The 14155-nt window shown below is 65.9% G+C and carries 12 protein-coding genes; 9 read left to right on the forward strand and 3 right to left on the reverse strand.

The annotated features are described in order from the left end of the window. Positions 1 to 5: 5 nt before the first annotated feature. The 3 genes from AC1RAD_RS23000 to AC1RAD_RS23010 all read right to left on the reverse strand — a co-directional run bounded on the left by AC1RAD_RS23000 (position 6) and on the right by AC1RAD_RS23010 (position 2777). Positions 6 to 1478, reverse strand: a complete 1473-nt coding sequence (locus tag AC1RAD_RS23000) for a hypothetical protein (protein WP_492737382.1) — start codon at positions 1476 to 1478, stop codon at positions 6 to 8. Between the two features lie 102 nt (positions 1479 to 1580). After that, entirely contained in the window at positions 1581 to 1874 is a 294-nt protein-coding gene (locus tag AC1RAD_RS23005; protein WP_062481115.1) for a PAAR domain-containing protein, read from the reverse strand. Between the two features lie 60 nt (positions 1875 to 1934). After that, positions 1935 to 2777 (reverse strand): M15 family metallopeptidase, encoded by an 843-nt coding sequence (locus tag AC1RAD_RS23010; protein ID WP_370681903.1) that lies wholly within the window; start codon positions 2775 to 2777, stop codon positions 1935 to 1937. A gap of 160 nt (positions 2778 to 2937) precedes the next feature. Between AC1RAD_RS23010 and AC1RAD_RS23015 the strand changes: the two genes are divergently transcribed. From AC1RAD_RS23015 to AC1RAD_RS23055, 9 genes are all read left to right on the forward strand, one after another. After that, positions 2938 to 3768, forward strand: coding sequence for a hypothetical protein (locus AC1RAD_RS23015; protein WP_492737384.1), 831 nt, complete (start codon positions 2938 to 2940; stop codon positions 3766 to 3768). Between the two features lie 25 nt (positions 3769 to 3793). Further along, positions 3794 to 6805, forward strand: a complete 3012-nt coding sequence (locus AC1RAD_RS23020) for a type VI secretion system Vgr family protein (protein WP_492737386.1) — start codon at positions 3794 to 3796, stop codon at positions 6803 to 6805. A gap of 8 nt (positions 6806 to 6813) precedes the next feature. Continuing rightward, a complete protein-coding gene (locus tag AC1RAD_RS23025; protein WP_492737388.1) occupies positions 6814 to 7731 on the forward strand; it encodes a DUF4123 domain-containing protein in 918 nt (305 codons plus the stop codon). Beyond that, positions 7728 to 8201 (forward strand): DUF3304 domain-containing protein, encoded by a 474-nt coding sequence (locus AC1RAD_RS23030; protein WP_492737390.1) that lies wholly within the window; start codon positions 7728 to 7730, stop codon positions 8199 to 8201. The genes AC1RAD_RS23025 and AC1RAD_RS23030 overlap by 4 nt, the downstream gene beginning before the upstream one ends. 44 nt (positions 8202 to 8245) lie before the next feature. Further along, on the forward strand, positions 8246 to 8728 hold the full coding sequence (locus AC1RAD_RS23035) for a DUF3304 domain-containing protein (protein ID WP_159279247.1): 483 nt from the start codon (positions 8246 to 8248) through the stop codon (positions 8726 to 8728). Between the two features lie 67 nt (positions 8729 to 8795). Further along, the gene (locus AC1RAD_RS23040; protein ID WP_159279246.1) at positions 8796 to 9281 is read left to right on the forward strand and encodes a DUF3304 domain-containing protein; all 486 of its coding nucleotides are present in this window, start codon (positions 8796 to 8798) and stop codon (positions 9279 to 9281) included. 45 nt (positions 9282 to 9326) lie between these two features. Beyond that, positions 9327 to 11438 carry a T6SS phospholipase effector Tle1-like catalytic domain-containing protein gene (locus AC1RAD_RS23045; RefSeq protein WP_492737392.1) on the forward strand — a complete coding sequence of 704 codons (2112 nt, stop codon included), beginning with the start codon at positions 9327 to 9329 and terminating at the stop codon, positions 11436 to 11438. An 88-nt stretch (positions 11439 to 11526) separates the two neighbouring features. Next, a complete protein-coding gene (locus tag AC1RAD_RS23050) occupies positions 11527 to 11814 on the forward strand; it encodes a hypothetical protein (RefSeq protein WP_492737393.1) in 288 nt (95 codons plus the stop codon). Between the two features lie 448 nt (positions 11815 to 12262). Next, positions 12263 to 14152 carry a lactonase family protein gene (locus tag AC1RAD_RS23055; RefSeq protein WP_492737394.1) on the forward strand — a complete coding sequence of 630 codons (1890 nt, stop codon included), beginning with the start codon at positions 12263 to 12265 and terminating at the stop codon, positions 14150 to 14152. The last annotated feature ends 3 nt before the right edge of the window (positions 14153 to 14155 follow it).

Here is a 14155-nt window from a genome sequence, read left to right on the forward strand (position 1 = left end):
CCTGTTTAAGTAGCGGGTGACGCGGGGCTCGCCGGGCCGGCCAGGAGGGCCGTCCGCGCGAGCGCGTCCTGCACGGAAATGGCGAGCACATGCCGTGCATCGCGCGCGGCCAGGTGGCACGCGAGCACGACGGCGCTCATGTCGGCCGCGGCCCCCAGGTGACCCAGGGTGGCGCAGACAGAGAGGTTGTTTTCGAAGGGCACGTGCGGCAGCCGCTCCTGCACGAGCCTGGCCACTTCGGTGACGCGGCTGGTGCGGTGGTCGGCGTCGCTCACGACCCAGTCGACCTGGGCGGTCTCGAGCGTCGAGGTGGCGAGCAGGTGCTGGGCGAAGCGATCGAGCAGGCTCGCATCGGGCGTGCGCGCGGTGTCGGCCGAGGCCTCGCGCTGGCCGCTTGCGCTGCGCGACAGGCGCACGGCCTCGGGCGGCGCCAGCAGCGCATCGCCGGCGCGCACGAGCAGCAGGCCCGCGGCGGCTTCGCCGGGCACGCGGCCCTTGCGGCGCGTGGCGGTGTACAGCAGGCCGTCGGCCTCCCAACGCGCGATGCTGGCTTCGGACACCGAGGAGTCGGCCGCCAGCGCGATCCACAGCGCAGGCCGCTGCTCGCGATGCAGCGACAGGCTGATGCGGTCGAGCAGCGCCATGCCGGACACGCCGTCTTCGCTCTTGAAGCAGTCGACGAGCCAGCGCTGCGACGCATCGCCCTCGCGCACACGCTGCTGCACCCACTGCGTGGCGATCGCGCGTTCGCTCTCGCTCCATGCGCCCGGCAACAGCAGCGAGAGGTTCAGCTGCGGCGCCGCCGCCGGCCCCGGGATGACGCCGCCGCTGGACACGAAGCGCCCGGGCGCGCGCACCGCGAGCGCATCGCCCGCGTTGGCGATGGCTTCGGCCGCGGACGCCAGCAGCTCCTGCAGCACGTCGGACATCAGGTGGATGGCGCGCAGCCGGTCGTCGGGCAGCGCATCGATATCGAAAGCTTCGCCGGCCGGTTGCAGGCTTTCGCGCAGGTGCTCGCGCAGCTCGTTCTCGTCGATGCCGTCGACGCGGCCCGCGATGACGGGGAAGCCTTCGCCGTCACGCAATTCGGGAACGATCTCTGGAGTCTGCGCCTGGCCGATCGCGGTGGCCACCGTGTCGGCATCGCTGCCGCGCGGCGTGCGAAGGGCGAAGGCGAGCACGGCCATCTGCAGGCGCTCCTGCGAAGCCTCGGTTGCTACGGCATTCGATGAGGCGGCGGCGCCTGCGGCCACCGTTGCGCCCGCCGCGGGCAGCGCAGCTGCAGGTGCAGCCGTGAAGATGCGGCGCAGCACCACATAGAAGAGCATCAACGCCAGCGGCAGCACGACAAGGTAGAGCACGATGTCGCTCGTGCTCGGCATGCGCGCCGTGTACTGCCAGTAGACGATCACGAGCACCCACACCGTGATGAACACGGCGCAGGCCAAAAGAACGGGCTTGATCAGTCGCGACAGCATCCGGAGTTTTCGAACGCCTGGGTCACGCGATGGCGATGGCAGCGGCCCACGCGGTCGCGTGACCGCATGCCATGCCTGCAGCCGAAGAAGGAGACACCGCCGTCATTCGGAGGCGGAAGCGATCTGGCTGGACAGCAGCCTGCAACCGCAGGCCGCGCGGTCGCCGTGGCGCGCCACGCGCCGGCCATCGATCGACACGCAGTCGCTGCCCGTCACGATGGGGTTGATGCCATGGCCGGGCCGCGGGCACGACACCATGTCGCCGATGCGCGCCACGCGCCGTTCATCGATGTGCGTGTTTTCGGATGCGGTGATCACGAAGCCACCGTGGTCGGTCTTGTCATGCAGAACGATCCACGGGCGGTCGTTGTCCGCCTCGGGTTGATCCTCACCCATTTGAACTCTCCCCCTTGATTGCCTCGTGGTGTGCCGGTGCGACAGATGTCGTCTCGGCATTCAGTTGCGTGACAATTTAAATCCCGGCTTGCGGTACTCCACGTGACCGTAGTCCCTGAAGGACCATCGACCACCCCACACCAAGCCCACGGACTCGGCCGCTTCGCCATAGAGGCGATAGCCTTCCATGGCCCATGGATCTTTTTCAGAGATCACCAGCTTGCCATTGCGATAGAACGCGTTGTCTGCCGCAAGTCCATACTGATGATAGCTTTGATTGGCCTTCGCCATGGTCACTGTATTGCCCAATGCAGCGAGTTTGGCTTGTCGTTCGGGGCTGCGATAACCCTCGAGCAATGCGAGGTCGTAGCCGTGCTTTTCTTTCATGATCTTGTAGACGAGCAGCAAACGATTACGAAAGTCCACATCCAGAACAGCCCAGTCCCGACTGCCTTCTTTCGTGAGCGGACGAATCTGCTCCACCTCTGCCGTCGCAAACACCTCGGGCGGCAACGGCTGCGGCGGCACCAGCTGCTCGCCCTTGAGCAAGGCCTCGATCTTCGGGTCGCTTGTGGCGGCCCAGTCATCGAAGAACAGAACCCGGCCACTTCCGAAAGTCACACTTAACAACACCGGCACGATAAGCAGGCCCATGCCCGACAGCAACAAGTAGCGATGTCTTACGGCAAAAGTACGCACTCCTGAGCCGCTGTCGCGCATCAACTGAAAACTTGCTTCGGACACAAAACCAAGACGACGTCCTATTCCAATAAAAAAGAATGCAATAGCAGTAGAAATGGAGACCGTCGCTCGCAACACACGGTCACGAAAAGAAGGGAACAAGAAGATGGCAAGTGCTGCCACCATCAAGGCAAAATAACAAAAGAGAGTGAAGAAGATCAACGGTGTTCAATGAGAGCCACTCAATTGTATGAGTCGCTTAAAAATTTGAACCCATCGCACGCAGCACCTTGTTGCATCCCAATTGCGATATCGCGTTGATCACGCCACATAAAGCCGAGGGGAGAAATCACATGCCCGCAGCCAGCCGGACCACCCATCCATGATGGGCGCGTCAGACGCCCACAAGGACCGCCCGAGCCTGCTCGGTTCGAGCGCCCCCACCGCGGCCACATCGACCGCCGCACCCGGAGGCGAATCCACGCGGGTGCTCGCACAGTTCGGTGGCCGCGAGAGCGGCGCGCGCTCCTTCTTCGCACGGCCCGGCGTGTGGGCTTCGCTCGCGGTGTTGATCGGCGTGGCGGGTGCCACGACCTACCACCTGCAATCGAAGCGCGCGGATGCGGCAGCGACGACCGTGGCGGCAGCAACGCCTGCGCCGGTTGCAGCGCCTGTCGCCAAGGAACCACCGAAGCCCGACGCGCCTGTTGCCGCCGCTGCACCGGAGCCCACGCCCGCGCGCATCATCGAAGGCGACAGCACGCCGCCGCCGGCAGCACAGCAGCAACAGCAACAACAACAGGCCTCCACGCCGTTCGCAGCCATCGGTGCGCAGCCCATGGCCGTGCCGCCGGCCGCGAAGCCTGCGCGCGTTGCAGCGGCAACATCCCCCGCGAAGAAGGCAGGCGCCGACAGCAAGGCCAGCGCCGCAGCTGCGAAGAAGCCGGAGCGCATCGCGTCGGGCTCGAAGAAGCCCGTGCGCACGGCCGCGAACGGCAAGCCCGTCAAGACCGCTGCCAACACCAGCAAGGCCGCGAAGCCCGCCGCGCGCACCGACCTCGCGCAGACGGCGGCACGGCCGAAGGGGCCCGATCCCGACACCGACCTGCTGACCGCGCTGCTCAAGCGCAGCAAGACCTCCGACCCCGCACCGTCGGCGCAGGCCACTGCCGCAACGGCGGACTGCAAGCCGGGCGCACCTTGCAAGCCTTGAGCATCCGAACCTGAGCGAATTCCCGATGCCTTCCGCTGACCGCAGCGCCCTGTGGGCCGAGCTGAGCCAGACGGCGCGGCTGTATCGCCTCGAAGCGCCCAGTGCTGCTTCATCGTCTTCGTCCGCCGCGCGAGAGAGCATCGACGCCTTGCGCGTGGAAGGCTGGGTGCAGCGCGAGGCGGTGTCCCAGCTGTTCGAGCTGCGCATCGTGTGCCTGAGCCTGCGCGCGGACCTGGCGCTGTCTTCTCTGATTGATCAACCGCTGACACTGGTCACTGTGCTGGCCGACGGCTCCATGGGCCGACGCACCGGCCTGATCCGCGCCGTCGAATCACTGGGCGCCGACGGCGGCCTGGCGCGCTACCGCCTCACGCTCGTGCCCTGGCTCTGGCTGGCCACCCAGCAAGGGCGCAGCCAGGTCTTCCAGCAACGCAGCGTGGCCGACATCATCGAACGCGTGCTCGCCCCGTACGCCGAAGCCGGCAGCTGGGCCTTCTCCTCTGAAGTGAACAGCTTCCTGGCCGACGCCCCCGTTCGCACCTACTGCACCCAGTACCGCGAGAGCGACTACGACTTCTTCTCGCGCCTGCTGGCCGAAGAAGGCCTGGCCTGGCGCATCGAGGAAGACGCCCAGGCTCCGACGGGGCACAAGCTCATCATCTTCTCGTCCAACGACACCCAGCCCGCCGATGCGGGCTCGCCCGTTCGCTTTCACCGCAAGAGCTCGCAGGAACGCAGCGACGCCGTGCAGGCGCTGGTGCGGCGCATGCGCCAGTCGGTGGCCCAGGTGCATTTGAGCGCGTGGAACGTCGACGGCAAGCGCCAGCTCACGGGCAGCGCCCCAGCGCGCTTTCCGGTCGGAGGCAAGAACGCCCCGCGCCTGGAGTACGACGACGTGCTCGGCTTGAACGACCGCAGCCGCGGCTGGGACACCAACCGCACCGTCGAGCGCTACGCCGCATTGATGATGGAAGCGGCCGAATGCCGCGCCGACCTGATGCTGGGCCACAGCACCGTGCGCACCTTGCGCGCGGGCACGCGCCTCGAGATCGACGACGCGCCCGCGCTGGGCTTGCAGGCCAAGCCTGCGCTGCTGCTGGACACCGTCGAGCACGTGGGCATCAACAACCTGCCCAAGGACACGGCCGCGTCGATTGCGGCGCAGCTGGGCGCGCTGACGGAACACCTGGTGTTCGATCAGCCGTGCGCACCCGTGACGGCCGAGGCCGATGTGTTCGGGCTGGTGACTGCAGCCACGGGCACGCACAACGACAACGACATCCACCCGCAGCCCCAGAGCCTGGCCACCGCCCAGGTCCAGGGCTACGCCAACAGCTTCTCCGGCGTGCACGCCCCGCGCCCCTGGCGCCCCGCATTGGCGGCGGCCGACGGAGCCCGCCTGCACGCCAGGCCCACGGCCAGCGGCGTGCACAGCGCCATCGTGGTCGGGCCTTCGGGCGAGACCTCCCCCAATGGCGCCGACGAGCTGTACTGCAACGACCGAGGCGACGTGCGCGTGCGCTTCCACTGGCAGAACGGATCGAGCGACAACGGCAACAGCAGCAGCAATGGAGACAACGCCCAGGACAACCGCAGCACCCGCTGGATCCGCGTGGCCCAGCGCCAGGCCGGCCCCGGCATGGGCTGGCAGTGGCTGCCGCGCATCGGGCAGGAAGTGCTGGTCAAGTTCGTCGACCTGGATGTGGACCAGCCCGTCATCGTCGGCGCGCTGTACAACGGCCGCGGCGACGGCGGCATCGCCCCCACGCCCGGTGGTGCATCGCGCGACAGCGAACAGGGCAGCGACAGCAACGACAACAACGACGTCTTCGCCCAGGCCAGCAACGCCTCGCCCAGCGCCCAGGCCAACCTCGCGGCCGGCCATGCCCCGCCCTGGCACGGCGCCAGCGCCGACGACAAGGGCCACCGCAACGCCGCGGCCCTGAGCGGCTTCAAGACCAAGGAGTTCGGCGGAGAAGGCTTCAGCCAGCTGGTGTTCGACGATTCGAACCAGCAGCTACGCGTGCAGCTGCATGCCAGCACCGCCCACAGCCAGCTGAACCTGGGCCACCTGATCCACCAGGCCGACAACTTCCGCGGCAGCTTCCGAGGCCAGGGCCTGGAGCTGCGCACCGACGGCTATGCGGCCCTGCGCGGCGGCAAGGGCGTCTTGCTGAGCACCTACCACGGCGCAGGCGGCCAGAAGCTGGAGCCCGTGGGCGACTTCGCCGCCGGCATGGCGCTGCTCAAGCAGGTGCAGCAGCTGGGCCAGGCGCTGAGCGATGCCGCCAGGACCCACGAGACCGTGCAGCTGGCAGGGCACATCGGGGCCAGCAAGGCCGATGAATCGCAACTCGACAAGGAACGCGCCCCGTACGCCGCGATGGAGCGCACCGCCAGCGGCATGGTGACGGCCGATGCGCTCGATGCCGCCTACGCGGACGCAGCAGACAAGGCCATCGCCACCGGCGAAGGCAAGGTGCCGCACACCAGCGACGCCGTGATCGCGCTGGCCGCACGCGGCGGCCTGGCGATGGTGGCGGGCCAGCAGCTGCAGGTCGTCAGCGGCGAGACCGCCACGCTGGCCAGCGGCGGCGACATCAACCTGGCGCTGGCCGACGTGCTGCGCGTGCACAGCGGGCAAGCCATCGGCGTGCTGGCCGGGGCGCAGAAGGCCGATGCGGACACGGGCCTGTCGGTGATCGCGGGCAACGACGACCTGGACTTCCAGGCGCAGCATGACGAACTGCGTGTGCAGGCCAAGGACGCGCTGAAGATCGCCAGCACCGACCAGATGGTGGAGTTCGCGGCCAAGAAGAAGATCCGCATCGCGACGGCGCAGGGCGCGTCGATCACGCTGCAGGATGGGGACATCACCTTCGAGTGTCCGGGGAAGATCACTTATCACGCGGTGCAGCGGAAGTTGGCGGGGCCGACAAGCTCGCCGTATGGGCTGCCGCTGTTCCCGCAGAGCATCTGCATCGAGTGCATGCTGAAGGCGGCACAAAGCGGAGCCCCCTTCTCCGCCTTGCAGTGAGCGTGGCGTTGGAATTCGCGACCGATCCGATCGACCCCCTCCACCTTGCCCATGCCGTGCAAGCGATGGCCGACGCCCAACCGTCATCCGTCGGCCTCTGGTTGCTGGTCGATGCGGCCTTGCTCGACCCGGCGCGCCTGGCCTCGGTGCTGCACCGCAATGGGTGGTCGCACGTCAATGCGCTGGCCAACACACCGTTGGAGGCCTATGGCGCAAGGGGACCGCAGCTGGTGGAGCTGCCACTGGACGACGAGGTGCGCGCCGAGGGCTTGCGGCGCCTCGCCACGATCGACCCGGCAGCACCCGCATTCAGCTGGATCGCCTCCAGCCACGCCGCTGCGGATTTGCAGGCCTGCTTCGGCTACCTGGCCCAGGCGCGGCACGACGGCCTGAAGCTGCATTGCCGCATGGGCGATGTGCGCGTGCTTCCGACGCTGCTTGCCACGCTGGCCGAGCCACAGACACGGCGCGTGGCGCGGGCCATCTCGCAATGGCAGTGGTTCGATCGCAGTGGTGCCGTGGTCGGCAACTGGCTTGCTGCTGATGGGAAGGACGATGTGGCCGATGTCCGCGACCATTTTGAGCTCGATGCATCGCAATTCGCGACGCTCCTGGATGCCTCGGAAGCCGACGGCATCTTTGCGCAGCTGCTCGAGACGGTGTCGCAGCTGGTGCCGCAGACCGGCCGGGCGGCGTTTCATCAGCGGCTCCAGCGCGCGCTCGAGGTCGCCACCCGCCTGCACGTAGCAGGTAACCCCGACCGGCTGCAGTTCGTGGTGCTGTCACTGACCTGTGGCGACAACTTCTACCAACACCCCGATCTGTCGGATACATGGAAGGCCGTCGCACAAGGCTCCAGCCTGTCGGGCCTGATGAAGGGCTGGAGCGACGAACTGTGGAAGGCGTTGGAGGGCAAGGCTTCATGACGCGTCTTGCTCTCCTGGTGCTTTGCGCGGTGGCGCTGGTGGCTTGCAGCAGCAAGAGGCCTGCGGCTGAAAGCTACAGCGCCAGTCTCAGCCCCTACAACCACAAAGAGGACTACATCCATCAGTTCTATGTGGACGGAGCGGGCGGCGGCAACTCGAGTCCGTACGGAGGCGGCGGCAGTTTCGTGTGCTGCATCTCTGCTCCAGCTCAATGGCGTCCCGGGCTCAGCGCGACGGTGAAATGGACGACATCGAGCGGAATTCCTGGCGACAAGCGCCCCGAGGCCATCACGCCCCGCTGGCACGAGAAGGTCGTTCCGATCGATCGATATGACGTGCCGGGTGGTCTGATGAACGTGCACTTCTTGCCGAACAACGAAGTGCGGCTGGTCGTCTCCAACATGAGGGCTGGCGCCAAGGGCTACCCTGGCCCCGCCTCTCCGGTGAAGCCGCCGGATTGGAAATGGTGAGCATGAGGCAAACAATCCATGCGCGCATTGAAAGGCCACACGCCATGAAACGTACCGCGCTCCTGACGCTTTGCGCACTGGCAGTACTGCCGCTGGCAGCTTGCAGCAGCAAGAAGCCGGCAGCTGAAAGCTACAGCGCCAACCTCAGTGCCTATAACCACACAGAGGACTACATCCACGAGTTCTATGTGGATGGGGCAGGTGGCGGCAATTCGCGCCCCTACGGCGGTGGCGGCAGCTTTGTGTGCTGCATCTCCTATCCGGCTCAATGGCGTCCCGGACTCAGCGCAACGGTGGAGTGGACAACCTCGAGCGGGATTCCAGGCGATACGCGTCCCGACGCAATCAAGCCGCACTGGCACAAGAAGATCGTCCCGATCGACAAATACGACATCCCAGGCAGCACGCTCAACGTGCACTTCCTGGCTGAAGGCGATGTTCGATTGGTCATCTCCAGCAAAGGCTCCGGCGCGAAAGGCTACCCCGGCCCCGACTACCCGGTGAAGCCGCCGAGCTGGAAGTGGTGACTCAAGGCGAGCAAGAATTTCGGAAACCCGAGGCACAACACGTGAACGCATTGAAAGGCCACACGCCATGAAACGCACAACCACCCTGACACTTTGCGCATTGGCACTGCTGGTGCTCCCGCTGGCTGCTTGCAGCAGCAAGGAGCGCACGTCAGAAAGCTACAGCGCCAACCTCAGTCCATACAACCACACGGGCGACCACATCGAACCGTACGTCGATGGCATCTTCGCCGGGCACTCAAGCGCCTACGGTGGCGGTGGAAGCTTCGTGTGCTGCATCTCCTACCCCGCCAAATGGCGTCCGGGCCTCAGCGCGAAAGTGAGGTGGGCTACATCCAGCGGGATTCCCGGTGACAGGCGGCCGGAGGCGTATGTCCAGCAGTGGCACGAGAAAGTCGTCCCGATCGAAAAATATGACGTCCCGGGCAGCACGCTCAACATCCACTTCCTTTCCGGAGGTGAAGTTCGGCTGATCATTTCCAGCAAGGGGGCAGGGGCCAAGGACTACCCCGGCCCTGCGTACCCCGTGAAACCACCCAATTGGAAATGGTGAGCCAGGTCAGCCAAGAAACATCCCAAAGAACCCGGGGAGCGACACATGGACGAATTTCGCGAAGGCTGGTACGAGGTCAGCTTTGACGCCAACACCTACGACAAGCGCTGCTTCTACTTCAAGACCATCGAACTCTGTACAGCCGAGTGCATCCTCAAGGAAACAGGGCTGCAGATACTGGTGTGGTCGGACGGGGCTGGCAGGGCCGAAACATGGTCCTCGACCTATCGACCGCTACCCACAGCGCCCACAGGCGACTGGTGGGACAACGACCCGGGCGGCGCGAACTACCAGCCCGGGCTGCCTGGCGACCACTCACGCGCCGACCGGACCCTGACCGCACGCGAACTGTGCCAACGCGCCGCCAGCGCCGACCCGAGCAAGGCCGATGCCCTGAGTTGCGCCAAAGAGATCCACGTGGGCCTGTTCTTCGACGGCACCAACAACAACCTGATTCGCGACACACGCGACCAAAGCCACACGAACGTGGTCAGTCTCTTCAACGCGCACAAGGACGACAAGGTCGAGAATTTTCGCTATTACATACCCGGCGTCGGCACGCACTTCCCCGAGATCGGCGAGGACAAGGAACTGGACAACGGCAAGCGTTTCGGCACCGGTGGTGAGGCACGCATCCATTGGGCCTTGATTCAGGTCTACAACGCATTGCATCGGGCGTATCACACGTCCGACCTCATCCAGCCGGACGAGATGAAGGAGCTCTGCACCGACCGGCTGAAGACCTGGTGGCGCTTGAGCGACAACAAGATGATCAGCATCTTCAGGGGCATTCAAGAGCGCCTGCTGAAAGCCATCAAGGACCAGCGGCCGCGGGTGACCAAGATGCATCTGTCGGTCTTCGGCTTTTCGCGTGGTGCAGCCGAAGCGCGCGCCTTTTGCCAGTGGATCCGGCTGGTCGCCGAGAACATGACGATCGGCGAAGCGACGCTGGAGCTTCATTTCCTGGGCATCTTCGACACCGTGGCGTCTGTCGGGCTGGCCGATTCGTCGCCCGTTGGCGAAGGCTTTCAGGACTGGGCTGACGGCACCATGGACATCCACGGTGTCAAACAGACCGTTCACTATGTGGCGGCCCATGAAATACGCCAGTCGTTTCCGCTGTCTACGGCGCGCATCAGGGCCACGAGCTACCCGCCGAACACCAAGGAGTTCGTCTATCCGGGGGCCCACTCTGACCTGGGCGGAGGCTACCCGTCGAAGTCCCAGGGAAAAGGCGTAGGCGGACGTACCTCATTGCTCTCGCAGATTCCCTTGATGGATATGTATTTCGAGGCAGTTTCGGCAGGCGTGCGAGTCCGCCCATTGAACGAGATGGACGCGGTGATCGAGCGAGACTTCAAGGTCGACCCTGGGCTCGATAAAGCCTTCAGCGACTACGCAGCCTGGACCACGACGGAGGAAAAGCAGAACGTCGCCAATGGGGGCGAGCCCGTGCAAAACCGCATGCGTTATCACATGGAGCTGTATTGGCGCTGGCGTGCGTCCAAGAGCGACGATGCCACCTTCAAGGCCATGGCGAGCTACAAGGCCTCCAAAGAGCAAGACCAGCAAGATCTCTGGGAGTCGGAACTCGACTGGCGTGAGGACATCAAGGCTGCCCAGGCGGCCAACCAGCCCCGACGGGTGTTCGTTCCCAGAGCAGGCGTCTACGTTGACCAGCCGCCCCGCGCCAACGAGGTGGAAAAGCGCCTGTTGCGCGCCGTGGCCGCTGCCAAGGATGTTCCGCAAACCGCCAACGACTTCTTCGACAAGTATGTCCACGACTCGCACGGCGGGTTCTGGATGCTCGGCCCCATCACGAAGGAGAACCGCGAGGACTTCGTGGCCGCCATCAAGCAGAAAAAAGCCACGCATGACCGGTTGCTGAAGGCGGCAGACGAGGAGACCCTCCCCTCTCGGGCGACGAACCTGCGCAACTATGCCCGCGGCTATGAACTCAACAACTTCGAACGCCGCGTGATCGCACAGGATGCAAAAGAACCGGGAACACTGCCTCTAATGACGGATGCAGATGCAGAAGATCTGCGAGACAACGCAGGCACGATGGCGACGCTCGCATTGAAGCTCCTGGGCACCGCCAGCCGCCGCGAACCCCGCGGCCACGGGCGTTACCGGCGCGTGTTCGACAAGAGTTGAAGAAGCCGGCTGCAGGTTCCCTCATCACCTCGCAGAACCTGCAACAGCCAACTGAGTGTCCATCGCCGCCCGGTAACGCCGGATCCAGATGAATCCGATCGCGCTCATCCGAATCCTCGGCACCCTGTCATCGGTGGTGTGCACGCTCTTCCTGATCGGCCATCGCGCACGCCCCCGTCCGTCGTGGGCACCTCGCTTGAAGAAAGCCTGGCTGTTCGTACTCGTGCTGGCTGGCACGGCGTTGCTCTACCTCGGTGCGCGCCATCTGCTCATCGACGCGAAGGACACCACGGCGCGTCTCGAAACCTACATGGCAGCCGTGACGCTAGCGCCCTGCATTCTTTCGGGATTGGTCGCCTTGCTGCTCAAGCCTTGATGCAGCTTGCGCACAAGCCCGCCGCACTGGCGCCTGCAGGCCTGTTTTTTTTGGGCACATAGGACTTTGGTCCAATGCCGGCGCGAAGCGCCTTTCCTAGGATCGCGCGGTCCTTCCCGTCACACGACACGAAAGCCGCCCTTCCATGCCGATAGCCTCTGCGTCAACGATCGCCCGTCATGCAGCCGCCGCCCTGCTGCTCGCCTTCCTTGCGGCCTGTGGCGGTGGTGGAGGCAGCGGCGCAGGCAGCCCCGCTTTCATGCCGTTGCCACCGGCCGCCGAACCGGTCACACCGGTCGCCCCCACCCACCGCATCGGCGGCACGGTCCGCGGACTCCTGGGGTCCGGGCTGGTGCTGCGGGGGGGGGGGGGGGGGAACCCCCCCCCCCCCCCCCCCGACGGCACCTTCGCCTTCCCCACGCCCTTGCGTGAAGGATCGTCCTATGCGGTGAGCGTGCAGACCCAGCCCCAGGCCCCGAGCCAGACCTGCACTGTCAATCACGCGGGCGGCCAGGTCGGTCGTGCGGATGTTGTCGACCTGGCTGTGGTGTGCGCCACCGAGAGCTTCGCGGTTGGCGGAACGGTGAGCGGCCTTGCGGGCACAGGGCTCGTGCTGCAGAACAATGCCGGCGACGACCTTGCCGTGTCAGCGGATGGGCGCTTCGTCTTCCCGACACCGGTCGCCAGCGGCGCGGCCTATGCGGTGACCGTGAAGACGCAACCCACCGGCCCCGCGCAGACCTGCAGTGTCGGCCTGGGCACTGGCGCGATCGGCGACGTGGCGGTGAACCACGTCGCAGTGGTCTGCGCGATCGACAGCTTCACCGTCGGGGGCACGATCTCCGGCCTGGTCGGCGCTGGGCTGATCCTCCAGAACAACGGGCAGGACGACCTGGCCGTTGCAGCCGGGGCCGGCACCTTCCGGTTCACGCAAGCCGTGGCCAGCGGCGCCGCCTACGCCGTGACGGTCCTGGCCTTGCCTGGCGGACCCGCACAGACCTGCAGCGTGAGCAACGCGTCCGGCACCGTGGGCGCGTCCCCGGTGACCCACGTGACGATCCTCTGCACGGTCGACAGCCACCGCGTCGGCGGCCGCATCACGGGACTGAACGGCCGCGGCCTGGTGCTGCAGAACAACGCGGGTGACGACCTGTCGATCGACTTCGGTGCCAACGGCGACTTCGCCTTCGCGGCGCCGGTGGCCAGCGGTGCCGGCTACGCGGTCAGCGTGAAGGCGCAACCGCAGTTCGTCCACCAGACCTGCACGGTCACCGACGGAACCGGGCAGGTCGTGTCAGGCCCGGTGCGCACGGTCAACGTGCACTGTGTCCTGGCGGCGCCGTCGGCGCAGCCGGCACGTTTCGCCTACGTGTCCGGTCAAGGCGACAACAGCCTGACGGCCTTCCACATCGACGCAACCACCGGGGCGTTGGCTCCCTTGCCCGAGCCGCCGACGGTCACGGGTCGCACACCGATGGGCGTGTCGCTGCACCCGAACGACCGGTTCGTCTATGTCGCAAACAACTCAGACGCCACGGTGTCCGCCTATGTCGTCCAGCCCAACGGCATGCTGGTGCCAGCGAGAACGCCAACGGTGGCAACAGGGGCCGGCCCCATCTTTCTGGGCATCGATCCCAGGGGGCGCTTCGCTTATGCAGTGAACGGCAGCAGCGACACGGTGTCCGCCTACCGCATCGATGCGACGACAGGCGAACTCACGTCGGTGGGTACAACGGCGACGGACAAGACCCCTTTCGACTTGATCGTGGACCCCACGGGCCGTTTTGTCTATGTCGCGCACTCGAGCGGCAGCGTTTCCACGCACCTCATCGACCCCACGACGGGTACGCTCTCGACCCGTATCACCACGCAAGTGGGAGGCCGGCCCAATGCCGTGACGATGCATCCCACGGGCCGCTTCGTCTACGTGGCGAACACGAGCAGCAACGATGTGTCGATCTACGCAGCCGATGCCCTCACGGGGGCGCTCACACCGGTATCGACGACACCGGCCGGCCAAGGCCCGACGTACATCGCGGTGGACCCCACCGGCCGGTTCGCTTATGTGGCGAACACCGGCGGCGACGTGTCGGCCTACGCGGTCGATGCCGACACGGGTCAGCTCACCGAAGTGACGCCGAGGGCGACAGCGGGCCAGCTCCCTTCCTCCCTGGCGATCGACCCGACGGGCCGGTTCGTCTATGTCACGAATCTCGTCAGCAACACCGTCTCGACCTACACCCTGAACACCACGACCGGCGCCCTCACGCCGAATGCGAGCGCCCCGACGGTCGCGACCGGGCGCTCCCCGCAAGGCATCGTGCTGTCGCGCCGGTAGGCG

Source organism: Variovorax sp. GW823-FHT04B03, assembly GCF_058796495.1.